Here is a 23,786-nt window from a genome sequence, read left to right on the forward strand (position 1 = left end):
CTTGCTAACCTGATAGGTGTTACATGGCAGGCGCAAAAGAGATTCGCAGTAAGATTGCGAGCATCAAAAGCACGCAAAAAATTACCAGCGCCATGGAAAAAGTGGCGGTCAGCAAAATGCGCAAGGCTCAAATGCGCATGGCTGCTAGCCGCCCTTATGCGGAGCGCATCCGCCAGGTTATTGGTCATCTGGCCAACGCCAACCCGGAATATCGCCACCCGTTCATGATCGACCGTGCTATCAAGCGCGTCGGTTACGTCGTGGTGAGCAGTGACCGTGGTCTGTGTGGTGGCTTGAACACCAACCTGTTCAAGGCCCTGGTCAAGGACATGGCTGTAAACCGCGAACAAGGCGTCGAGATCGATCTGTGCGTGATTGGTAGCAAGGGTGCGGCTTTCTTCCGCAACTTCGGCGGCAACGTCGTCGCTGCTATCAGCCACCTGGGTGAAGAACCGTCGATCAATGACCTGATCGGCAGCGTCAAGGTGATGCTGGATGCTTACCTGGAAGGCCGGATTGACCGCCTGTCCGTGGTATCCAACAAGTTCATCAACACCATGACGCAACAGCCAACCGTGGAGCAATTGGTTCCACTGGTGGCGACCCCGGAACAGGAACTCAAGCACCACTGGGACTATCTCTACGAACCGGATGCCAAGGAGCTGCTTGACGGCTTGATGGTCCGCTACGTGGAGTCGCAGGTCTACCAGGCGGTGGTCGAGAACAACGCAGCTGAACAAGCGGCGCGGATGATCGCGATGAAGAACGCTACCGACAACGCCGGTGATTTGATCAGCGATTTGCAGCTGATCTACAACAAGGCGCGTCAGGCTGCGATCACCCAAGAGATCTCGGAAATCGTCGGCGGCGCTGCCGCGGTTTAACGGTTCAAATATTCAGAGGATCCAGCTATGAGTAGCGGACGTATCGTTCAAATCATCGGCGCCGTTATCGACGTGGAATTCCCACGCGACAGCGTACCGAGCATCTACAACGCGCTGAAAGTACAAGGCGCGGAAACTACCCTGGAAGTTCAGCAGCAGCTGGGCGACGGCATCGTTCGTACCATTGCGATGGGTTCTACCGAAGGCTTGAAGCGCGGTCTGGACGTTGTCGACTCTGGCGCTGCCATCTCCGTACCGGTCGGTAAAGCGACCCTGGGCCGGATCATGGACGTACTGGGTAACCCGATCGACGAAGCGGGTCCGATCGACACCGAAGAGCGCTGGGGCATTCACCGTCCTGCGCCATCCTTCGCTGAACAGGCGGGCGGCAACGACCTGCTGGAAACCGGCATCAAGGTTATCGACCTGGTTTGCCCGTTCGCCAAGGGCGGTAAAGTCGGTCTGTTCGGTGGTGCCGGTGTAGGCAAGACCGTAAACATGATGGAACTGATCCGTAACATCGCCATCGAGCACAGCGGTTATTCCGTGTTCGCGGGTGTGGGTGAGCGTACTCGTGAGGGTAACGACTTCTACCACGAGATGAAGGATTCCAACGTTCTGGACAAAGTGGCACTGGTCTACGGCCAGATGAACGAGCCGCCGGGAAACCGTCTGCGCGTAGCCCTGACCGGCCTGACCATGGCCGAGAAGTTCCGTGACGAAGGTAACGACGTTCTGCTGTTCGTCGACAACATCTACCGTTACACCCTGGCCGGTACCGAAGTTTCCGCACTGCTGGGCCGTATGCCTTCGGCCGTAGGTTACCAGCCGACCCTGGCTGAAGAGATGGGCGTTCTGCAAGAACGTATCACTTCGACCAAGGAAGGTTCGATCACTTCGATCCAAGCGGTATACGTACCTGCGGATGACTTGACCGACCCGTCGCCAGCGACCACCTTCGCCCACTTGGACGCCACCGTCGTTCTGTCCCGTGACATCGCTTCCCTGGGTATCTACCCAGCGGTTGACCCACTGGACTCGACTTCGCGCCAGCTGGACCCGAACGTGATCGGCCAGGAGCACTACGACACCGCTCGCGGCGTCCAGTACGTGCTGCAGCGCTACAAAGAGCTGAAGGACATCATTGCGATCCTGGGTATGGACGAGCTGTCGGAAGCCGACAAGCAGTTGGTATCCCGCGCTCGTAAGATCCAGCGCTTCTTGTCGCAGCCGTTCTTCGTGGCTGAAGTCTTCACCGGTGCCTCGGGTAAATACGTTTCCCTGAAAGACACCATTGCTGGCTTCAAAGGCATCCTCAACGGTGACTACGACCACCTGCCAGAACAAGCGTTCTACATGGTCGGCGGCATCGAAGAAGCGATCGAGAAAGCCAAGAAACTGTAATCCCGGCGCCCGGCAACGGGCGCTAATTTAGGTTGAGGCAATCAGATGGCTATGACAGTCCATTGCGATATCGTCAGTGCGGAAGGGGAAATCTTCTCCGGTCTGGTCGAGATGGTGATTGCGCATGGTGAGCTGGGGGATCTTGGTATCGCTCTGGGTCACGCACCGCTGATCACTAATCTGAAACCGGGTCCGATCCGCTTGATCAAGCAGGGCGGGGAAGCCGAGGTGTATTACATCTCCGGTGGTTTCCTCGAGGTTCAGCCGAACATGGTCAAGGTCCTTGCCGACACTGTGCAACGTGCTGCCGACCTGGACGAAGCCTCCGCTCAGGAGGCCGTCAAGGCCGCCGAGAAGGCCCTGCACGAGCGAGGCGCGGAGTTCGACTACGGTTCTGCTGCTGCACGTCTGGCAGAAGCCGCAGCCCAGCTGCGTACGCTTCAGCAGATCCGCAAGAAGTAAGCGGCTAAGCCGTCTGCTTTCTGTGCGATTGATTAAAAAGGGTAGCCTCGGCTACCCTTTTTTCTTTTCCCGACATTCATTACCTGGTCGCAGCCGCTGACCACCCAGGATTGGTAGCCAGTCATGTCTCTTGAAATCGTTATCCTCGCGGCCGGCCAAGGCACCCGCATGCGTTCGGCGTTGCCCAAGGTCTTGCACCCGATCGCCGGCAATTCCATGCTCGGTCATGTTATCCACAGCGCCCGGCAACTTGATCCACAGCGCATTCACGTGGTGATCGGCCATGGTGCCGATGCGGTGCGCGAGCGCCTGGCGGCGGACGACCTGAATTTCGTCCTGCAGGACAAGCAACTGGGCACTGGCCATGCCGTGGCCCAGGCCGTGCCGTTCATCACGGCCAATACGGTGCTGATTCTCTACGGCGATGTGCCGCTGATCGAAGTCGAGACCTTGCAGCGCTTGCTCAAGCAGGTCGCGCCACAGCAGTTGGGTTTGCTGACCGTCGAACTGGATGATCCCACCGGCTATGGCCGCATTGTGCGCAACGCCGACGGCCAAGTGACGGCAATCGTCGAGCAAAAAGACGCCAACGAAGCCCAGCGCGCGATCACCGAGGGCAACACCGGTATTCTCGCGGTGCCGGCCGAGCGCCTGGGTGACTGGATGAGTCGTCTGTCGAACAACAACGCCCAGGGCGAGTATTACCTGACCGATGTGATTGCCATGGCCGTTGCCGACGGGCTGGTCGTCGCCACCGAGCAGCCGCTGGACGCCATGGAAGTGCAGGGCGCCAACGATCGCCGACAACTGGCCGAGCTGGAGCGCCACTACCAACTGCGCGCCGCCCGCCGCCTGATGGCCCAAGGCGTGACCCTGCGCGACCCTGCCCGTTTTGACGTGCGCGGTGAAGTCAGCGTAGGTCGCGACGTGGTCATCGACATCAATGTCATTCTCGAAGGCAAGGTCGTCATCGAAGATGACGTGATCATCGGCCCGAACTGCGTGATCAAGGACAGCACCCTGCGCAAAGGCGTGGTGATCAAGGCCAACAGCCATCTCGACGGCGCGGTCATGGGCGAAGGCAGCGATGCCGGCCCGTTTGCCCGCTTGCGCCCAGGCTCGGTGCTGGAAGCCCGGGCCCATGTGGGTAACTTCGTCGAGCTCAAGAACGCTCATCTGGGCGAAGGCGCCAAGGCTGGCCACCTGACCTACTTGGGTGACGCTGAAGTCGGTGCGCGCACCAACATCGGCGCCGGCACCATCACCTGCAACTACGATGGCGCCAACAAGTGGAAAACCGTTCTAGGCGAAGATGTTTTCATCGGTTCCAACAACTCTTTGGTGGCGCCTGTGGATATCTCCAGCGGTGCGACCACGGCGGCCGGTTCGACCCTGACCCAGAATGTGAATAACGGCCAATTGGCAGTCGGACGCGCCCGCCAGCGCAACATTGATGGCTGGAAGCGACCAGAGAAAATCAAGAAGCCCTGAAGTTATCCACATCCCCCTTGTGGGAGCGGGCTTGCTCGCGAAAGCGGTGGTTCAGCCAATTAATTCGTTGCTGACCCAACGCATTCGCGAGCAAGCCCGCTCCCACATTCGATTTGCGGGATTTCTGAATTTTTCTATCGGCGCCTTGACGATACCGTCGCAATAGGTTTTGATTGCTTACGTTATCTTTCGAATCGAAACTTAAGCCGCCATGTCGAAACGCAACACGCCACAGCGCCGTCACAACATCCTTGCTTTGCTCCAAGAGCAGGGCGAGGTCAGTGTGGATGAGTTGGCCAAGCGCTTCGAAACCTCGGAGGTTACGATTCGCAAGGACCTTGCCGCCCTGGAGACCAATGGCCTGCTGCTGCGTCGCTACGGTGGTGCGGTGCCGATGCCGCAGGAGTTGGTGGCCGATAACGGGCAAACCGTTTCCAAGTACAAACTCGCCATTGCCCGGGCCGCTGTGAAGCGGATCCGCGAACATGCGCGGATCATCATCGACAGCGGCAGCACGACCGCCGCCATGATCCCTCAACTCGGCCAACAGCCGGGCCTGGTGGTGATGACCAATTCCCTGCATGTCGCCAATGCCTTGAGCGAACTGGAGCACGAACCGGTACTGTTGATGACCGGCGGTACCTGGGACCCTCACTCCGAGTCGTTCCAGGGGCAGGTGGCCGAGCAAGTGCTGCGTTCCTACGATTTCGACCAGTTGTTCATCGGCGCCGACGGCATCGATCTGGTTCGAGGTACCACCACCTTCAACGAACTGCTGGGCCTGAGCCGCGTGATGGCTGAGGTTGCCCGGGAAGTGATCGTGATGGTGGAGGCCGACAAGATCGGCCGCAAGATCCCCAACCTGGAACTGCCGTGGAGCAGCGTCCATACCCTCATTACCGATGATCGCCTGCCCGTAGAGGCCCGCGATCAGATTCAGGCCCGCGGCATTACCGTGATCTGCGCGCCTGTCAGCCAGGAGAAGTAGCATGTGTGGAATTGTCGGCGCCGTTGCTGAACGCAACATCACTGCCATCTTGCTTGAAGGTCTCAAGCGTCTCGAATATCGCGGCTACGACAGCGCGGGTGTAGCGGTGTTCACCCAAGACGAGAAGCTCGAGCGCATGCGTCGCCCAGGCAAGGTCAGCGAGCTGGAACAGGCGCTGGACGCCGAACCACTGCTCGGTCGCCTGGGCATCGCCCACACCCGTTGGGCCACCCATGGCGCGCCATGCGAGCGTAACGCTCACCCGCATTTCTCCGGCGACCTGGCGGTGGTGCACAACGGCATCATCGAAAACCATGAAGCCCTGCGTGAACAGCTCAAGGCGCTCGGTTATGTGTTCACTTCGGACACTGACACTGAAGTCATCGCCCATCTGCTCAACCACAAGCTCAAGGACCTGGCAGACCTGACTGTCGCCCTCAAGGCAACCGTCAAGGAACTGCACGGTGCCTACGGCCTGGCGGTCATCAGCGCGAAACAACCCGATCGCCTGGTGGCAGCCCGCAGCGGCAGCCCCTTGGTCATCGGCCTGGGCCTGGGGGAAAACTTCCTCGCTTCCGATCAGTTGGCGCTGCGTCAGGTCACCGACCGCTTCATGTACCTGGAAGAAGGCGACATCGCCGAGATTCGCCGCGACAGCGTGCAGATCTGGGACCTGGATGGCAAAAGCGTGGAACGTGAAACCGTCCAGTACCGCGACGGGGCCGAAGCCGCCGACAAGGGCGAGTTCCGCCACTTCATGCTCAAGGAAATCCACGAGCAACCGGCCGTGGTGCAACGCACCCTGGAAGGCCGCCTGAGCCAGAGCCAGGTGCTGGTCCAAGCGTTCGGTCCACAGGCGGCCGAGTTGTTCGCCAAGGTCCGCAACGTGCAGATCGTCGCCTGCGGCACCAGTTACCACGCCGGCATGGTCGCCCGTTACTGGCTGGAAGAGCTGGCCGGTATCCCGTGCCAGGTCGAAGTCGCCAGCGAGTTCCGTTATCGCAAGGTAGTGGTGCAACCCGACACGCTGTTCGTCACCATTTCCCAATCCGGCGAAACCGCCGACACCCTGGCTGCCCTGCGTAACGCCAAGGAACTGGGTTTTCTCGCCAGCCTGGCGATCTGCAACGTCGGTATCAGCTCGCTGGTGCGTGAGTCCGACCTGACCCTGCTGACCCAGGCCGGTCGTGAGATCGGCGTGGCGTCGACCAAGGCGTTTACCACGCAACTGGTGGGGCTGCTGTTGCTGACACTGTCCCTGGGCCAGGTCCGTGGCACGCTGGGTGAGGGCGTCGAGGCCAAGCTGGTGGAAGAACTGCGTCGCCTGCCGGCCCGCCTGGGCGAAGCCTTGGCCATGGACAGCACCGTGGAAAAAATCGCCGAGCTGTTCGCCGAGAAGAACCACACCCTGTTCCTGGGCCGTGGCGCGCAATTCCCGGTGGCGATGGAAGGAGCCTTGAAGCTCAAGGAAATCTCCTACATCCACGCCGAGGCCTACCCGGCCGGCGAGCTCAAGCACGGCCCGCTGGCGCTTGTGGATAACGACATGCCCGTGGTCACGGTCGCGCCCAACAACGAGCTGCTGGAAAAGCTCAAGTCCAACCTGCAGGAAGTGCGCGCCCGTGGCGGCCAGTTGATTGTCTTTGCCGACGAGAAGGCCGGCATGACCAACGGCGAAGGCACCCACGTGGTGCACATGCCGCACATCCACGACATCCTGTCGCCGATTCTCTACACCATCCCGCTGCAGTTGTTGTCGTACTACGTGGCGGTGCTCAAGGGCACCGATGTGGACCAGCCGCGTAACCTGGCGAAATCGGTCACGGTCGAGTAAGGCCGGAGCGCGGGCCAGGGAGCTAGCCTGTCGGCTAGGATCCGAAACGCTCAAAAACCAACCCCCTGAAATTCAGGGGGTTTTTTATTGGGAGCAAAAAACTTCAGGCCGACTTCGCCCAAGGAGCAACGATTCGATACGCCTGGTTCACCCGCCCTGTTCGTCGTATTCACGGTACGCCGCTGAACAACTGCGTTGACAACGTGAGGCATAGGTGATGATATCGAGTCATACGACAACGTATGACATCAAAAATAATAAAAACGAAAGGCGCAGTCATGTTTTCTACATTTGCCGCCCAGCGAATTTGCAGTCCATCGGCCCCACGCGTTATCGCCGTGCGCCCGCTATCTTCTTTTTTACCTTCCGAAAAACCCTGCCCTCCAATGCAGTCGAATTCCGCGATCTCAACGCTCGATCAGTCTCGCCTGGCGTTAGTGCTGGGCCTGTTCGTTTCCTGCTCAACTTCAAACCCACAATGAATGGCCGTACCCGGAGAACAATAATGAAGAAAACACTCTGCGCCTCTTTGATCGCCTCGTTCCTGAGCCTGACCGCCGGCACGGCAGTGGCCGCCGACGCAAGCGATTGGCCAAGTCGTCCGGTACAGGTCGTAGTGATCGCCAACGCCGGCGGTGACACTGATTTCAACGCACGGATGATGGCCAAGTACTTCACCAAGGTCACTGGCAAGACCATGGTGGTCACCAACATGGCCGGTGGGGGCGGCACCATCGCCGCCGATGCGGTCAAGAGCGCAGCGCCGGATGGCAATACCATCCTGTTTACTCACACCGGCCAGTTGATCGTCAACGAGGTCGCGGGGCTGTCCGAAGACCGTTTCGATGCGTTCGATATTTCCTGCATTGCTGGCGTCGACAAGGGCGCGGTGTTCGTCTCGGCGAAAAGCTCGGGCATCGACAGCCTCGACCAGTTGATCGAGAAGGCCAAGGCCAAGCCGGGCACCATCACCTACGGCACCGAGATGGGCAACTTCTCGCACCTGCAAGGCTTGATGTTCGAGAAGCTCGCCGGCGTGAAATTGAAAATGGTCGACAGCGGCACCGTCTCGGAAAAAATCGTTGCCTTGCTGGGCAAGCGCATCGACCTCGGTGCGATCAGCTATGGCTCGGTCCAGGATTACATTTCCAGCGGCAAGATGACCGCCCTGGGCCAGCCTAACGCCGAGCGCAACGCGCTGCTGGGCGACGTCAAAACTTTCAAGGAGCAAGGCGTTGACCTGGTCCTGGACAAGCCTTACGTCGTCGCTTTCCCGAAAGGCACCGACCCGGCCATCGTCAAGAAAATGGCCGACACCATGAAGAAAATCACCGAAGAGCCGGAATATGCCGAAGAACTGAAGAAGTCCTTCAAGCAGCCGGTCAGCTTCCAGGGCACCGAAGAAGCCATCGCTACGTTGAACAAAACCCGCGACAGCTTCATGCAGTTCAAGGACGAGATGCGTAAAGCCAAATAATTTTGCGTAACGGTTCGGGTGCGCGCCGCGCTGGCCAGCACCCGACACCCCGTCCTTCCCAGCAAGAGGAGCCTGTATGGATTCCTATAAAAGAAACGAGTTGATCGCCGGCCTGGCCATGCTCGGCGCCGGCATCGCTTACTTGGTATTGACCATGAACCTGCCGCGTCGCGGGACGGTCGATGCCGCGTTTGTCCCTTGGGTGCTCGCCGTGGCGTTGTGCCTGTTGGGTGCGTTGCAGTTGTGGGCCTGGCGAAAGCTGCCGGACAAAAGTGCCGAACCGGCGGAAAAGCCCGAGGCGATCGATTACCCAACGGTTATTAAATCCGTGGCATTGGTGCTGCTTTATACGGCGCTGATGGAGCCGGTGGGTTTCGTGATCACCACTGTGCTTTATCTCTATGCCCAGTTCATCGTACTCACTCCGGCGGATGAAAAGGTCAAGCACCTGCGATACGCGTTGATCGCGGTCGTCTCGTCTGTCCTGATCTTTTACATCTTTCGTCATGGCTTCGACTTGCTCCTGCCTGTCGGTTTATTGGATTTCTAGGGGACGGCCATGATTGAGCTCATGCAAACAGGCTTCGCAGCCGTACTGACACCCTACGTTTTTCTGCTGATCACCCTTGGCGTTGCAGTGGGGATCGTTTTTGGCGCGGTGCCCGGCCTCTCGGCCACCATGGCGATCGCGCTGTGCTTGCCGCTGACGTACTCGATGGGCCCCGGCCCTGGCCTGGCGCTGTTGGTTGCGTTGTTCGTTGGCGCTACCTCGGGAGGGCTGATATCGGCGATATTGCTCAACATACCGGGAACGCCGGCCTCCATCGCGACGACGTTCGATGGTTGGCCGCTGATGAAGAAGGGACTGGGCGTGAAGGCGCTTGGGATTGGCGTGGTGTTCTCGTTCCTCGGCACGATTTTCAGTATCGCCGCGCTGATGTTCATCGCCCCGATCCTGGCGGAACTGGCCCTGAGCTTTGGCCCGCACGAATATTTCTCCATCGCGATCTTTTCGCTGACGTTGATTGCCACGCTGTCCACCGGCTCGCTGGTCAAAGGCTTGTTTGCCGGTGCCCTGGGCTTTGCTTTCTCCACCGTGGGGATCGCCCCGGTCGAGGCTATCCGTCGGTTCACCTTTGACCTGCCGAGCCTCAATGGCGGCTTCGCCATGCTCACCGTGATGATCGGTATGTTCGCGGTCGCCGAGGTGCTGAAGTTCGCGGAAAGCGCGCGCCTGAGCCACCGAGCCAAACCCCAGCACGTCAGCATGAAAGGCGTGAAAGGTTTTGGTTTTTCGATGAAGGAATTCGTTGGCCAGTTGCCCAACGCCACTCGTTCATCGCTGATCGGCCTGGGCATCGGCATCTTGCCCGGCATCGGTGCCGGTACGTCGAATATCGTCTCCTACATCGTGGCGAAGAAACGTTCCAAGACCCCGGAGGAGTTCGGCAAAGGCAAGATCGACGGCGTGGTCGCCAGCGAGACGGCGAACAATGCCGGTATTGGCGGCGCGATGATTCCCCTGCTGACGCTGGGCATTCCCGGCGACACCACCACGGCGGTGATGCTCGGTGGTTTCATGATCCACGGCATCCAGCCCGGGCCTCTGCTGTTCATCAGCCAGGCACCGTTGGTCTATACGATCTTCGCCGCGCTGATCCTCGCTTCCGTGCTGATGCTGGTGCTGGAGTTCTACGGCCTGCGCATGTTCATCAAGTTGCTGGCGGTGCCCAAGCACATCCTGTTGCCGATCATCCTGGTGCTTTGTGTGGTCGGTGCCTTTGGCCTGAACAGCCGGATCTTCGACGTCTGGGCGGTGCTGCTGTTTGGCTTGCTGGGGTATGGGTTCGTCAAGGCCGGTTTGCCGATTGCACCGTTCATCATCGGTTTCATCCTCGGTCCGATGGCTGAAACCAACTTGCGTCGCGGCTTGATGCTGTCCGATGGCAATTTCGGCGGCTTCCTGACCAATCCCATCTCGGCGGGCTTCCTCATCCTGGCCGCCGCGTCCATCTCCTGGCACCTGGTGACGGTCATTCGCAACCGCAAAAGTGCGGCGATTGAATTGATGCGCAGCTAGCCCATTGCATTCGCTGCTGTAACACGACGCCGTGTTGCAGCAGCCGAACCCAACCGTTCGGAGCACAGTCATGCAAGACACGCCTCAAACGCCTTCGGCCGACGACGACCGCATTGCCTGGGTGCGCGTGGCCTCGGTTTCCCTGCCGTTGGCCAACCCCATCAGCGACGCCAAGGTGTTGACCGGTCGGCAAAAGCCAATGACCGAAATCGCCATTCTGTTCGTGGAGATCGAAACCAGGGACGGCCACCGTGGCCTGGGGTTCAGCTATTCCAAGCGCGCCGGTGGCCCCGGGCAATTTGCCCATGCCCAGGAAGTCGCCCCCAGCCTGCTTGGCGAAAACCCCAGCGACATTTCCAAACTGTGGGACAAGCTCTGCTGGGCAGGTGCCTCGGTGGGGCGCAGCGGCCTGGCAACCCAGGCGATCGGCGCATTTGATGTCGCCCTGTGGGATTTGAAAGCCAAGCGGGCCAATCTTTCCCTGGCTCGCTTGCTGGGTGCCCATCGCGATTCTGTTCAGTGCTACAACACATCGGGTGGATTCCTGCATACCCCGCTTGATCAATTAATGATCAATACTGACCTCTCTCGGGAGAAGGGTATCGGCGGGATCAAGCTCAAGGTCGGCCAGCCTGACCAGGCGCTGGATCTGCACCGGGTCAGCACCATCCGCAAACACCTGGGGGATGACTTCCCTTTGATGGTCGACGCCAACCAGCAATGGGACCGGCCCACTGCGCAGCGCATGTGCCGCCGTCTTGAGCCGCTTAACCTGGTCTGGATCGAGGAACCGCTGGATTGCTACGACGCCGAAGGTCATGCCGCGCTGGCCGAGCAATTCGATACGCCGATCGCGACCGGTGAAATGCTCACCAGCGTTGCCGAGCATTGGGAATTCATCAAGCTGCGTGCGGCGGATTATCTGATGCCCGACGCGCCTCGTGTCGGTGGCATCACCCCCTATCTCAAGGTCCAGGCATTGGCCGAGCAAGCGGGGCTGATGATCGCGCCGCACTTTGCCATGGAATTGCACATCCATTTGGCCGCCACTTACAGCCGCGAGCCTTGGGTGGAACATTTCGAATGGCTGGAGCCGTTGTTCAACGAACGCATGCAAACCCGCGATGGGCGCATGCTGGTGCCCACCCGGCCTGGCCTTGGGCTGTCCCTGAGCGAGCGCGTGGCGGGCTGGACGGCCGGTCAGGCAGAGTTCGGGCAGCGTCCGTAACCGGGAGAGGAAGTATGTCGTCGTTGAGCGATGAAGTGCTCCAGCGGATCGAGCAAGTGGTCGGGCAGGCAGGGTTGGTGCGCGACCCTGAACTGATGCACCGCTATCTGACGGACTGGCGTAACGCCTATCAAGGCCGGGCTGCGTTGGTGGTGCGCCCGGCAACGACCAAAGAAGTCGCCGAGGTTGTCCGCATCTGCCATGACGCCCAGGTTGCCTTGGTGCCGCAGGGCGGCAACACCGGGTTATGTGGCGGCTCGATCCCTGATGCCTCCGGCAACCAAGTGGTGTTGTCCTTGACCCGTATGCGGCGCATCCGTGAAATCGACCTGGCCAATGAAACCATCACGGTCGAGGCCGGGGTGATCCTGCAGCAGCTACAGGACGCCGCCAGCCAGGCCGGTCGCCTGTTCCCGCTGTCGTTGGGGGCGGAGGGCAGTTGCACGGTGGGCGGTAATCTGGCGACCAATGCCGGCGGCACGGCGGTGCTGCGCTACGGCAACATGCGTGAGCTGACCCTCGGGCTGGAAGTGGTGCTGCCTGACGGTCGTGTCTGGAATGGCTTGCGAGGCTTGCGCAAGGACAACACCGGTTACGATCTCAAGCATTTGTTCATCGGCTCGGAGGGCTCGCTGGGCATCATCACGGCGGCGGTGCTGAAACTGTTTCCGGCGACCCACAGCACCGCGACAGCCTGGGTGGCGCTGCCTTCGCCGCAAGCGGCGGTGGACTTGATCGGCCATGTGCGCAGCCTGTGCGCCGACCGCTTGACGGGCTTCGAGATGATGTCGCGCCAGAGCCTGGAGTTTGTCCTGGACCATGTGGCGGGTTGTACGGATCCCTTGGAAGCGAAGCACCCTTGGTATGCCTTGATTGAACTGCGCGACACCGTGCCCGACGCGCCCTTGGGACTGTTGCTGGAAAACGGCCTGGCCCATGCCTTCGAATGCGGTTGGGTCATCGACGCGGTATTGGCCAGCAGCCAGGCGCAGGCCGCCGCGTTGTGGGCGCTGCGCGAAGGTATTTCCGAGGCGCAAAACCATGAAGGCCCCAGCCTCAAGCACGACATCAGCGTGCCCGTGAGTCGGATACCGGAATTCATTGAACGCACCGACAAAGCCCTGCAACAGGATTTTCCCGGCGTGCGCATCGTTTCCTATGGCCACATGGGCGACGGCAACCTGCACTACAACATCAGCAAGCCGGTCGGCGATGACGACGCCTCGTTCAAGGCCCGCGAACACGCGATCATGCAAGTCATCTACCGGATGACCAGTGCCTTCAATGGCAGCATCAGTGCTGAACATGGGCTGGGACAAGCCAAGCCTCATGCCGCAGCCCAGTTCAAGGATCCCCTGGAGATCGAGCTGATGCGTGCCATCAAACGCACGCTAGACCCGGCGGGGCTGATGAACCCTGGCAAGGTCTTTACTGCCGGGCTGGAGTGATTGAAAGTATTTTTCGATTATTCTCGCAATGATGAAAAAATATTTTCATCCGGTGATCTGACCGACATTCACTGAGAACTGGAAGCCGCTAGAAAACAACAGCATTCATTGCAACTGGTGGCCGATAGCTGGCAACGTTACCAAGCCTTGCAAGAGCAATACATGAATTGAAGCGACAGCGAGCTCTTGGAATCAGAAAAACTAGCGCTGGGCAGCTTCAGGGTGGCCGGTCTATAGTCGTTCTATAATTGTCTATAAATGCCCAATGAGACGCGATGTCTAAAAAAATAATTGGGCTATAGTCGCTCTATAATTTTCTATAGAATCCCGCCAGGGGCCTCCATGGTTCAATTTCCAACCCTGGATCAGGATTTCATAAACTGGTTCTGCGCGAATATCGACCTCGCCTATCCGCTCGATCCCTCTAATGTGTTCGAGTTGTTCAAGGAGAGTGGTTACCGACCTGAGTTGCTAGGTGCCGCCGCCGATGAAATCAGGTTCGATTTTGCGTTGGATCCTGCAACCATCCCCGAGCGATTCGCAGTGTTGGTTCGGGCACAAGCTGACGAGCTCAACGCAAACCTTAAGAAAGTTCTCCATAGCCTGACCCCTATCCAGTCCGCCGTTATCCGTGTCATGAGTGCCAAAGGCGATAACTATGCGCCCTTCGAGGCACCTACCATGGAACTCTATGCGAAAGCGATGGAGCAGGCTGGTATCGCTGAACGCGATATAAAGGTCGAAGTGCCGGGTGTTCAGCAAGCGCTCATCGCCCTTCAGGAAAAGAAGCTGGTCTGGAAAGCCTCTCGTGGGGTCTACGCGGTTGACGAGCATGTCATCGTGGACTTATTGGGCGAGGCCGGATTGCTCGAAGGCCTCTCCTAAGCTGTTTTCTGATCTAGCAGAGACTCCATGGCCTCTGATATCGGGCCAGGAAGGTGTGCTGGCCATACGCAAAAGTCACTCCAGAAAACACCGATCAAAAAGATAAACGCTAGCCGGTTTGAGATTTTCCACCGTGCGTTGCGGGCGTCCGCCGTCGCCGGCTTTTTTACGGCCGGTTTCCTGCAAATAGCCCGCCTCGGTCATCTTCAGCAAACGCTGGCGCATGCTGGTCTTGAGCACCGGGCGGTCGAGTACTACGGAGAAGATGTTCACCGCTTCCGGCGCGCTGAATTCCGGGCCCAGGAACATCAGCGGCAGGCTGCTGTAGAGGGCTTTGGACAGCAACCGCTCCTGGACCGTCGCCACCAGGCTGTTGTGATCAAAAGGGAGTTTGATCGAGGCGTTCGCGACGTCCTTGAATGGGAAAAACCCCTGGTGTTCGGCGAGCTGGACCGCTTCGCTGACAATCGCCAGGTAGAACGTCGAGGACGACCAGCAGCGCGGATCGCGGAACGCGTCGCCGACGGTGCCGACCTGTTCGATCCAGGCCAGCGGCATGCCGACCTTGTTTGAATTGCGCAGGCGCTCCACGGCGTCGTTCAGCGTGAGGTCTTCGACGTCGCCATTGACCACGATCCCGGGCAGCGCCCAATGGCCGGCGAACGGCTCGGCTTCCCGTCTGTTCAGGAGGATTTCCAGCGCCTGGGTCTCCCGGCAACAGCGCAGCACACAGAGGTCGATGGTGTGCAGATAACCGCGCGCAGGGGCTGTGCTAGTGGGCATGTCGATTTCCGTGGGTAGCGTAAAGGTCATAGTTTAACGGGTTCATGCCGGGTGCCATCCAGTCGGTGGGAAGCGGCTTGCCCAAGGCCAGGCGTTCGCGAACCCCGGTGCTGCGCACGTGGATCTTTTCCTCCACGCAAAGGACAGAAAACCGCTCCAGCAATTCCTGGCCGCGATAGAAGGTCGGCAGCGAATCCGCGACATCCTGGCCCACCACCAACGCGATCCGCTTGCCATCCAGGGCCAGGCTGTCGGCGAGGTGGGTGAGCAGGGTGTAACTGTAGATGGCGCCTTCGACGCCACGGGCCACAACTTGCTCCACCCGGCTTGCACGCACTTCGGCGCAACACAGCGGCTGCACGTTCTCGACGATCGATTCCAGCCAGTTCAGGCGCACCTCATAGTCGACCATTTGCTTGCCATAAGGATGCCGGAAGCTGGGGACCACCAGCACGCGCCTGGCCTGGCGTGAGGCCTCGATCATCACTTGGGCGTGGCCGGCGTGAGGGGGATTGAAGGCGCCGCCATACAGGGCAATCTCGAACATGGCCTATCCTCTTCTGGTACATGACGTGTACTCTATCAGCAAAATCTTTTTGACGGAAACCTGCTTTTTTGGTGCGACTTCATTGGGTAAGAATGAATCATCAAAAATATTTCTCCGAATAGCTTGTTATGAAAGTACACCTTATGTACTCTCGTGGCCATGAAGAGGAGAAACCCAGCATGAACAGCCTGACCCGGAAAACCGCTTCTTTCGATGTCGATGCGCAAAAGAGCTTCACGCCGCTATGCCCCGATGAGCTCCCGGTGCCGGGCGGTGACCAGATTGCCGGTGAGCTGAATTTCATCGCGTCCCTGGCCAGCCTCCGCATCGGCAGCAAGGACGCCCATTCGCCCAAGGCCCCTTGGGTGGTCGCCGATCACGCACAGATGTTCGTGCCGACCGGGCTGGAGCACGCCGACATCACTTGGGTCAGCCACTGCGTTCCCGGCACCGAAGGTTTCGCCTTGCTGGACCAACTGCCGACCCCCTACGACTACGACTATTTCGTCTGGAAGGGCGTCGAGCCGGATTTGCACCCGTACGGCGCCTGCTACCACGACCTGCACGGCAAGCTGTCCACCGGGGTGATCGAGTACCTCAAAGGCCAGGCTGTGGAGCAGGTCATCGTTGGTGGGCTGGCGCTGGACTTCTGCGTCAAGACCACCGCGCTGCAACTGGCCGCCGCTGGCTTCAAGGTGATCGTTCACCTTCCGGCCTGCCGGGCCATCAGTGAGCAGGGGGCCGTTCAAGCCATTGCCGACATGCAGCAAGCGGGCATCTCGGTCGCCGCGACGCGCGAAGACATCCTCCGCTTGGCAAACGCATAAGGAACAGACATGGACAGTGCATTCGACACAAACAGCGGCACCATCCAGAGTCTTCTGGATACCGACTACTACACCTTCACCATGATGCAGGCGGTCTTGCACCAGCACCCGAATGTCGAGGTGGAATACCAGTTCATCGTGCGTTCCAAGGAGCGGCTCGGTCACCTGATCCCGGACATTCGTGTCGAACTGGAAAAACTCGCCGGGTTGCAACTGCGCGAGGGAGAGCAGCGGTTTTTGTTCAACAAGCGTTTCCGTGAGTACCTGACACCGGACTTCGAACAGTTTCTCGGCCTGTTTCGCTTCAATTTGCGCTACATCCACGTTTCGGAAGTCGACGGCCAACTGCACATCCGCGTCCGCGGGCCGATGCTGCACTGCATCATGTTCGAGCAACCGGTATTGGCGATGGTCAGCGAACTGCGCAACCGCGAGAAGTACCCCGAAGTCGAGTTGGCCGACGTCACTCGCAAGCTGTACCAGAAGTTCGAATGGCTGGAGAAAAATGCCAGCCGTGAAGAGCTCGCCGAGTTTCGCGTTTCAGACTTCTCCACCCGGCGGCGGCTGTCGTTCTGGGCCCAGCGTGAAGTGGTGAACGTCATGCGCAGCGATTTTCCTGGCGTCTTTGTCGGCACCAGTAACGCGCACCTAGCTTACGAGTTCGATCTCCCCCTGATCGGCACCATGGCCCACCAATGGCTGATGGTGCACCAGCAACTCGGGCGTTTGCGCGAGAGCCAGAACGCGGCGTTGGAAAATTGGGTGCGCGAGTATCGCGGCCGCCTCGGTATCGCCTTGACGGACTGCATCAGCACCGATTTTTTTCTCAAGGATTTCGACCTGTACTTTGCCAAGCTCTATGACGGCCTGCGCCAGGATTCCGGTGACCCGATCGTCTGGGCGGACAAGGTGCTGGGGCGTTACCAGGCGCTGGGCATCGACGCGCGCACCAAGGACCTGATGTTCTCCGATGGCCTCAATTTCGAGAAGTGCCTGCCGATCCTGCGTCATGTTCGCGGCAAGGCCAAATTCGGTTTTGGCATGGGCACCAGCCTGGCCTGTGATGTCGACGGTGTCGAACCGCTGAGCATTGTCATGAAACTGGTGCGGGTCCACGGCGAGCCGGTGGTGAAGTTCTCCGACGATCCGATCAAGAACGTCTGCGAGGATGCCTCGTTCCTGCGCTACGCCGCCCAAGTGTTCAACGTCGCCCTGATCAATCCACAAATGGGAGCCTGATATGACTACGCTCGCGCAAGAACGCATTGCCCGGGAGCTGGGCATCGACCGCCAACTTACTCGGGGTGGCGAAGCCACTGAGATTGCTCGCCGGGTCGAGTTCATCAAGCAGATCCTGCGCGAGTCGGGCTGCCAGTCCCTGGTGCTGGGGATCAGCGGCGGCGTCGACTCGCTCACCGCCGGCCGCCTGTGCCAGTTGGCGGTGGAGCAACTGCGGGGGGAAGACTACGCGGCGCGGTTTATCGCCGTCCGACTGCCGTACAAGGCCCAGGCCGATGAGCAGGACGCCAAGGCGTCCCTTGACTTCATCCGACCGGACGCGATCACCACCAGCAACATCGCCGCGTGTGTCGACGGGCTGATGGGCAGTATCGCCATCGACGGCTTGCAATCTTCGGCCGAACTCACCGACTTTACCAAAGGCAACGCCAAGGCCCGGGCACGGATGCTGGCGCAATACGCCATTGCCAACTTGAGCAACGGATTGGTGGTGGGAACCGATCATGGGGCGGAGGCGGTGATGGGGTTCTTCACCAAGTTCGGCGACGGCGCTTGCGACCTGGCACCGCTGTCCGGGCTGACGAAAACCCAGGTGAGATTATTGGCCGACGCGATGGGTGCCCCCGCGTACCTGGTGCGCAAGGCGCCGACCGCGGATTTGGAGGACCTGGCGCCCGGTAAGTTGGATGAAGTGGCGTATGGCTGTAGCTATGAGGAAATCGATGCGTACCTGATGGGCGAAGAGGTGTCGTCGCAGGCGCGACAGATCATTGAAGGCGCCTACCTCAAGACAGCCCACAAACGAGCATTGCCACGCGTCCCTGCATCGTTGTAATAGGGTTCTAAATGCAATGCTGTTCACTTAAGGCAATCGACAAACCCGTGGCGAGGGAGCTTGCTCCCGCTGGGCCGCGAAGCGGCCCCAAAACCTGCCCAATGCGGAGCATCAGGCATACCGCCCACGCCGGTTTACGACTGCTTCGCAGCCGAGCGGGAGCAATCTCTGGCCACAGGTCCATCATTTCTCTCAAGTGAACAGCATTGGGTTCCAAAGGAGACTTTTGACCTTGAACGGAGTGGGTAAATGACACAGGCAATCGGCATCAAGGACCGTGTACGCATCAAGCACGTCGAAGTCCTCTCGGACGACTGGTACGTGCTGCGCAAGACCACCTATGACTACCTCGGCCGCAATGGCCAATGGCGCGAACTGACGCGTGAAACCTATGACCGCGGCAACGGCGCCACCATCCTGCTCTACAGCAAGGCCAAGCAAACCGTGGTGTTGACCCGGCAATTCCGTTTCCCGGCCTTCGTCAACGGGCATGATGACCTGTTGATAGAAACCTGCGCCGGCCTGTTGGACAACGACGATCCGCACACCTGCATCCGCAAGGAAACCCAGGAGGAAACCGGCTATATCATCCAGGACGTGCGCAAGGTGTTCGACGCCTTCATGAGCCCGGGCTCGGTGACGGAGCGGGTGCATTTTTTCGTCGGCGAATATTTTGACGAAGACAAGCAGCACGAAGGCGGTGGCCTGGAAGCCGAAGGCGAGGAGATCGAAGTGTTGGAGCTGTCCCTCGACCAGGCTTTGGGCATGATCGAGACCGGGGAAATTTGCGACGGCAAGACCATCATGCTGTTGCAGTACGCCAAGCTGCACCGGTTGCTGGATTAGCCCCGGGCCTGCTGTGGGCGGGGCGCGCCGCTGCCGAATCGTTCGCGATAGGCGGTGGGCGGCAAACCGACAGCGTTGCGGAACGCCGCCCGGAAACTTTCCACCGACCGATAGCCGCAAGCCTGGGCGATGCCGGCCGTGCTCTGGTCGGTGCTTTCCAGCAGCTCCCGGGCCCGGTTCAAGCGTTCCTGTTGCAGCCAGGTCTTGGGCGGCAGGCCGGTGGTCTCGACGAAGCGCCGCAGGAAGGTGCGCTCGCTCATGGCGACGCGGGCCGCCATGTCGCAGACGCTCAAGGGTTGATCCAGGTGCTCGCGAAGCCACTGCAGGACGCGGCTCAGTTCGTTGCGTGGCGACTTGCTTACGGGGGCGACGATGAATTGCGCCTGCCCGCCGGTCCGTTGCGGCGCCATGACCAGGCGACGGGCCACGGAGTTGGCGACATGCGTGCCGAAATCCCGGGCGATCAGGTGCAGGCAGGCGTCAATGCCCGCCGCGCTGCCGGCTGAGGTGATCAACGGTCCGGAATCGACATACAGCACGTTTGGATCAACCTTGATCAGCGGGAATCGCTCGGCCAGTTCCGCGCAGAATTGCCAATGGGTGGTCGCGGTCTTGCCGTCGAGCAGCCCGGTGGCGGCCAGGGCAAACACCCCCGAGCAGATCGACAACAGGCGTGCGCCGCGGGCGTGGGCGCGGCGCAGTGCTTGCAGCAACGCCTCGGGAGGCGGTTCGTGGTGGCTGCGCCAGCCGGGGATGATGACGGTTCGCGCGCTGTCCAAGGCTTCGAGCCCCGCGTCGACGGCTATCCGAAGGCCGCCCAGCGCATGCATCGGTGCTGGATCGACGGCGACGATTTGGTGGTCATACCACGCTACATCCAGTTCCGGGCGCGGCAGGCCGAAAATCTCCAGGGCGATGCCAAATTCGAATACACACAAGCCTTCATAAACCAGGATCGCCACGGTTCCGGGGTGAGCGTGCATTTGGCGTGATTCCACCGTTTATTGTCTTGCGCCGCACTGTAGCGGACTGGCCCGTCTCCCTACAATCGATCGCAGGCAATCAGGGACACCGAGACGGTTGAGCCTTGCAAAGGTGGATAAGGGACGGAAAATGAAGAAAATCGCCGTGGTGGGCTGCACCGGTGCAGTGGGCATGACCATGCTGCAATTGCTTGAAGATACCGACTATGAAGTGGTCTGCATGGCCTCGGGGCGTTCGGCCGGCAAGCGCTTGGCGGTGGGGCGGGCGCGACATCTGATCGAGCCTTTTTCCCTTGAAGGTTGCGCCGCGTGCGATATCGTTTTCCTGTGTGTTTCCGGGGCCTTTGCCTTGGAATACGGTGAGCGCTTGGCGGAAAATTCCTACGTCATCGATAACTCATCGGCGTTCCGTTATCACAACGATATCCCTTTGCTCGTACCGCCCATCAATGGGCAGCGCTACAGGGGCGAGAAATTGGTCGCCAATCCCAATTGCTCATCAGCCATCGCACTGATGGTGCTGGGTCCGCTGCATGACGCGTTCGGGCTGCAGAGCGTGATCATCTCTACGTACCAGGCGGCCAGTGGGGCGGGACAGCCGGCGATGCTGGAACTGCGGGAGAAGGCCAAGTCCTTCAGCGACTATGGCGACCGCGATGACAGCGAGCACTTCGCCCATAACCTGGCCTTCAACGTGATTCCCCAGGTCGACTCGTTCGAAGCCAACGGTTACACCCGTGAAGAAATGAAAGTGGTCTGGGAGTTGCGCAAGGTGCTCGATGAACCGGCATTGGCGATCAGCACCACCGCGGTCCGGGTGCCGACCTTGCGTTCCCATGCCGAAAGTCTCAGCCTGCGCTTCAACACCCCCATCCAGTCGCTGGCGCAGGTGCGCGAGCTGTTACGCAACGCGCCAGGGGTTGAAGTGGTGGATGAGCCGGAATACGGCGCTTATCCGATGCCCATGACCTCGACCTACAAACACGCGGTGGAAGTCGGACGGATTCGCTACAACCTGATCTACGGCGAGTACGGGTTGGACTTGTTCATCAGCGGCGACCAACTGCTGCGCGGGGCGGCATTGAATGCATTTGAAATCATGCAATTGATCAAACATTGATCAGGTCCGACTCCGAACATTGGAACGCGCAGCCATGGCTGCGCGTTTTTTGTTCAGCCGGATTGGACCTCGCTGTCTTCCTGCATATCGTCCAGGTATTGCGGCTGGTCCGTCTGGCTTGCCTGATCCGGCAGTTCGGTCACGACGCTGAAGTCGCTGATCTCGATGGCGCCGACCCCATGACCGAGCAGATGGAAGGAAAACGCCTTGCGCTGCTGTGGGTTGTCGAAACTGATGTTCATCACCAGTGGTTGGTCGGGTGTCACCGCCACCTCGGTCGGCAGGTCCATCGGCACATCCTGCTCGAACTCCTTGGCCTTGAGGGAAATGTAGGCGGCATGGTCAGCTTCCACGGCTCGGATGGTCAGGCTGACGCGGGTCTGCGAGCCCTTGGGCATTTCCAGGTATTGGGCACCGATCAGGTTGTCGGTCCAGTCGTTGGTGACCTGGGCCGGCAACGGGATTTTGTCCGTGCTGCCGAACTGATAATGCTGGTTCAAGGGCGTGCGCAACAGTGTCTGGTCCAGGGCGGTGGCCCGGGCGCTGATCAATCGGGCACGCTGGCCGCTGTATTGCCCGCCATAGATGACGCGGTCGGCGATGAAGCCTTCGCTGGTGTAGTCACGGCAATGCTGGAGGAAATCGCATTCGGTAAACGTGCCCTTGCCATCGTGGTAGCGCAGCTTGCCGTTGGTGAACGACATGATTTCCCGACCCGTCGGGTAGTCCCTGAACATCGAGCGGCCGGACAACGATTTGGGCACCGCAAAGCCGAAGTAATCGAGGATCGAGGCGGTCAGGTCCACATGCCCGTAGGTGCCTGACTTGATCCGGGGCAATGGTTCCGGCGCCAGCGTCAGGTTGAACCCCCAGGACGAGGCCAGCCGCACATCGTCGATGCCATGGGATTCGTCCGAGGTGATGACCACCAGGGTATTGTCCAGGATGCCCTGGCGTTCCAGGCCCGCCAGGAAGTTCGCCAGTGCGTCGTCCAGGTAACCCACCGCCGCCTGCTTGGCCGTGTCGTAGCGTTGCAGGTAGTCGTCCGGCGCGGAGTAGGGCTGGTGCGTGCCCACGGTCAGCAGAGTCAGCATCCAGGGCTTGTCCGCTTGTTGCAGTTGCCCGACGTAGTCCAGCGCGCCTTCGAAGAACGTCTTGTCGTCCTTGCCCCAAGGAAATTCCAGATAGGCGGGGCGCGTGAACCACTCCATGCCCAAGGTCGTGTCGAAGCCGATGTGCGGCATGATTCGGTCCTTGGCCATGAAGCGCAGGCCCGCGCCCTGGAGGAAATGCGTGGAAAAGCCGTTCTGGCGCAACTGGGCCGGCAGGCAGGCTTGGTTGCGCTGGGTCTGGTTGAGCATTTCGACGCCTTTGGGCGTGCCGTCGTCGAGCTTGTCGTAATCGCCACACAGCATCGCGTACAAGCCACGAATGGTCTGGTGGCTGTGCAGGACGTAATCGGGGGTGTTCATGCCGCGCTCGGCCCAGGCGCTGAGGTGTGGCATCAGGTTTTCCTGATAGCTGCTTCTCAAGGCCTGGCGATTGGCACTCACATAGGCGCCGGGAATGCCTTCCAGGGCGATAACCAGCACGTTGCGCGCACGCCCCGGTTCGGCCAGCAATTTGCGGCCATCGAGGTCCAGGCGGGTCAGCCCTTCCATGGGCGGGATTGGGTCAACGGTGTCGCCATCGAGCCATTGCCGGGCTTGGTCCTGCCCGGCGGCGATCCCCGCCGTGACGAGTTGGTGGGGCAGGTTGAACACATTCCATTGGTCCGCCTCACTGGGGCGCCAGGCTTGCAGTGCGCCGTGGATCAGCAAGAGCAACACCGGCACGGCCCAGGCGCGGCGCGGCAAGCGTGGCGCCTGGTGGGGGCGGCAGGTCCATTGGCTCACCAGACACAACGCCAGGGCTGCCAACTGGATCGCGGCCAGCCACGGATGGGCGAAGCCGCCGCTGGTGGAGTTTTCAACGAACTGCGGGTCGGTCAGGTAATGAATATCCGAAGGACCGGGCATCCGCCCGACCGCGCTGACCAGCTCGATGCTGGCCAGGGTCAATGCGCTCCAGGCCAGTAATACCGGGAATGCCAGCCACCCGGGACGGCGATGGAGCAGCACGATCAACAACCCGCCGATACCCAGGTCCGAGAGATAACCCAGCGGGTCGGACCAACCCAGGGCGAGACGCAGGCCCATGGGGACCATCAATACGCAGCCAATCAGGGCGATGAGCGAGGCGCGGGGATGGGTTGAAGCGCGATAAAGAACGTTCACAAAAGCAGGCCTTTCGGTTGAAGTCATTCTACTGAACGGACACTGCCCCTGTGGGAACGAGCCTGCTCGCGATAGCGCCGGATCAGCTGAGTTCATAGTGACTGACACACCGCCATCGCGAGCAGGCTCGCTCCCACAGGGGGCTTCCG

At 60.1% G+C, this 23,786-nt stretch carries 21 protein-coding genes; 17 read left to right on the plus strand and 4 right to left on the minus strand.

Annotated elements, in window-relative coordinates:
- Positions 1-23 precede the first annotated feature (23 nt).
- The 12 genes from atpG (at position 24) to M1D99_RS00510 (ending at position 14,181) form a co-directional block, all read left to right on the plus strand.
- A complete protein-coding gene (gene atpG / locus M1D99_RS00455; RefSeq protein WP_014340988.1) occupies positions 24-884 on the plus strand; it encodes a F0F1 ATP synthase subunit gamma in 861 nt (286 codons plus the stop codon).
- A gap of 27 nt (positions 885-911) precedes the next feature.
- Positions 912-2,288 carry a F0F1 ATP synthase subunit beta gene (gene atpD / locus M1D99_RS00460; protein WP_014340987.1) on the plus strand — a complete coding sequence of 459 codons (1,377 nt, stop codon included), beginning with the start codon at positions 912-914 and terminating at the stop codon, positions 2,286-2,288.
- A 45-nt stretch (positions 2,289-2,333) separates the two neighbouring features.
- The gene (locus tag M1D99_RS00465; RefSeq protein ID WP_186706462.1) at positions 2,334-2,750 is read left to right on the plus strand and encodes a F0F1 ATP synthase subunit epsilon; all 417 of its coding nucleotides are present in this window, start codon (positions 2,334-2,336) and stop codon (positions 2,748-2,750) included.
- A 123-nt stretch (positions 2,751-2,873) separates the two neighbouring features.
- Positions 2,874-4,241: a bifunctional UDP-N-acetylglucosamine diphosphorylase/glucosamine-1-phosphate N-acetyltransferase GlmU gene (glmU, locus tag M1D99_RS00470; protein ID WP_458131237.1), complete on the plus strand. Its 1,368-nt coding sequence runs from the start codon at positions 2,874-2,876 to the stop codon at positions 4,239-4,241.
- A 211-nt stretch (positions 4,242-4,452) separates the two neighbouring features.
- A complete protein-coding gene (locus M1D99_RS00475) occupies positions 4,453-5,229 on the plus strand; it encodes a DeoR/GlpR family DNA-binding transcription regulator (protein ID WP_060739917.1) in 777 nt (258 codons plus the stop codon).
- Between the two features lies 1 nt (position 5,230).
- Positions 5,231-7,063: a glutamine--fructose-6-phosphate transaminase (isomerizing) gene (glmS, locus tag M1D99_RS00480; protein WP_186706464.1), complete on the plus strand. Its 1,833-nt coding sequence runs from the start codon at positions 5,231-5,233 to the stop codon at positions 7,061-7,063.
- A 505-nt stretch (positions 7,064-7,568) separates the two neighbouring features.
- On the plus strand, positions 7,569-8,540 hold the full coding sequence (locus M1D99_RS00485; protein ID WP_434573389.1) for a tripartite tricarboxylate transporter substrate binding protein: 972 nt from the start codon (positions 7,569-7,571) through the stop codon (positions 8,538-8,540).
- Between the two features lie 76 nt (positions 8,541-8,616).
- The gene (locus tag M1D99_RS00490; RefSeq protein WP_434573391.1) at positions 8,617-9,090 is read left to right on the plus strand and encodes a tripartite tricarboxylate transporter TctB family protein; all 474 of its coding nucleotides are present in this window, start codon (positions 8,617-8,619) and stop codon (positions 9,088-9,090) included.
- 9 nt (positions 9,091-9,099) lie between these two features.
- Positions 9,100-10,620, plus strand: a complete 1,521-nt coding sequence (locus tag M1D99_RS00495) for a tripartite tricarboxylate transporter permease (RefSeq protein ID WP_207963613.1) — start codon at positions 9,100-9,102, stop codon at positions 10,618-10,620.
- Between the two features lie 70 nt (positions 10,621-10,690).
- Complete coding sequence (locus M1D99_RS00500; protein WP_458131238.1) at positions 10,691-11,848, plus strand: L-talarate/galactarate dehydratase; 1,158 nt, start codon at positions 10,691-10,693, stop codon at positions 11,846-11,848.
- A 14-nt stretch (positions 11,849-11,862) separates the two neighbouring features.
- Positions 11,863-13,296, plus strand: a complete 1,434-nt coding sequence (locus tag M1D99_RS00505) for an FAD-binding oxidoreductase (protein WP_458131239.1) — start codon at positions 11,863-11,865, stop codon at positions 13,294-13,296.
- A gap of 342 nt (positions 13,297-13,638) precedes the next feature.
- The gene (locus tag M1D99_RS00510; RefSeq protein WP_458131240.1) at positions 13,639-14,181 is read left to right on the plus strand and encodes a hypothetical protein; all 543 of its coding nucleotides are present in this window, start codon (positions 13,639-13,641) and stop codon (positions 14,179-14,181) included.
- A 75-nt stretch (positions 14,182-14,256) separates the two neighbouring features.
- Here the strand turns inward: M1D99_RS00510 and M1D99_RS00515 are convergent, their stop codons facing one another.
- Both M1D99_RS00515 and M1D99_RS00520 read right to left on the minus strand, forming a co-directional pair.
- On the minus strand, positions 14,257-14,964 hold the full coding sequence (locus M1D99_RS00515) for an NUDIX hydrolase (RefSeq protein WP_458131241.1): 708 nt from the start codon (positions 14,962-14,964) through the stop codon (positions 14,257-14,259).
- Complete coding sequence (locus tag M1D99_RS00520) at positions 14,954-15,511, minus strand: adenylyltransferase/cytidyltransferase family protein (protein ID WP_434573400.1); 558 nt, start codon at positions 15,509-15,511, stop codon at positions 14,954-14,956. The genes M1D99_RS00515 and M1D99_RS00520 overlap by 11 nt, the downstream gene beginning before the upstream one ends.
- Positions 15,512-15,690: 179 nt before the next feature.
- Here M1D99_RS00520 and M1D99_RS00525 point away from each other — a divergent pair, with 179 nt between their 5' ends.
- From M1D99_RS00525 to nudK, 4 genes are all read left to right on the plus strand, one after another.
- On the plus strand, positions 15,691-16,338 hold the full coding sequence (locus M1D99_RS00525) for a nicotinamidase (protein WP_186706471.1): 648 nt from the start codon (positions 15,691-15,693) through the stop codon (positions 16,336-16,338).
- A gap of 9 nt (positions 16,339-16,347) precedes the next feature.
- Complete coding sequence (gene pncB, locus M1D99_RS00530) at positions 16,348-17,577, plus strand: nicotinate phosphoribosyltransferase (RefSeq protein ID WP_186706472.1); 1,230 nt, start codon at positions 16,348-16,350, stop codon at positions 17,575-17,577.
- 1 nt (position 17,578) lies between these two features.
- Positions 17,579-18,412, plus strand: coding sequence for an ammonia-dependent NAD(+) synthetase (gene nadE / locus M1D99_RS00535; protein WP_458131242.1), 834 nt, complete (start codon positions 17,579-17,581; stop codon positions 18,410-18,412).
- 249 nt (positions 18,413-18,661) lie between these two features.
- Positions 18,662-19,258 (plus strand): GDP-mannose pyrophosphatase NudK, encoded by a 597-nt coding sequence (gene nudK / locus M1D99_RS00540; RefSeq protein ID WP_186706474.1) that lies wholly within the window; start codon positions 18,662-18,664, stop codon positions 19,256-19,258.
- On the opposite strand, the gene ftrA is transcribed toward nudK, so the two are convergent.
- Complete coding sequence (ftrA, locus tag M1D99_RS00545) at positions 19,255-20,241, minus strand: transcriptional regulator FtrA (RefSeq protein WP_186728432.1); 987 nt, start codon at positions 20,239-20,241, stop codon at positions 19,255-19,257. The two genes, nudK and ftrA, sit on opposite strands and share 4 nt — an antisense overlap.
- 130 nt (positions 20,242-20,371) lie before the next feature.
- Between ftrA and M1D99_RS00550 the strand changes: the two genes are divergently transcribed.
- On the plus strand, positions 20,372-21,361 hold the full coding sequence (locus M1D99_RS00550) for an aspartate-semialdehyde dehydrogenase (protein WP_434573405.1): 990 nt from the start codon (positions 20,372-20,374) through the stop codon (positions 21,359-21,361).
- 53 nt (positions 21,362-21,414) lie between these two features.
- Here M1D99_RS00550 and M1D99_RS00555 read toward each other — a convergent pair whose 3' ends face one another.
- The gene (locus M1D99_RS00555) at positions 21,415-23,637 is read right to left on the minus strand and encodes an LTA synthase family protein (RefSeq protein WP_458131243.1); all 2,223 of its coding nucleotides are present in this window, start codon (positions 23,635-23,637) and stop codon (positions 21,415-21,417) included.
- Positions 23,638-23,786: the final 149 nt, after the last annotated feature.

It is taken from the genome of Pseudomonas sp. R3-41 (genome assembly GCF_054161485.1).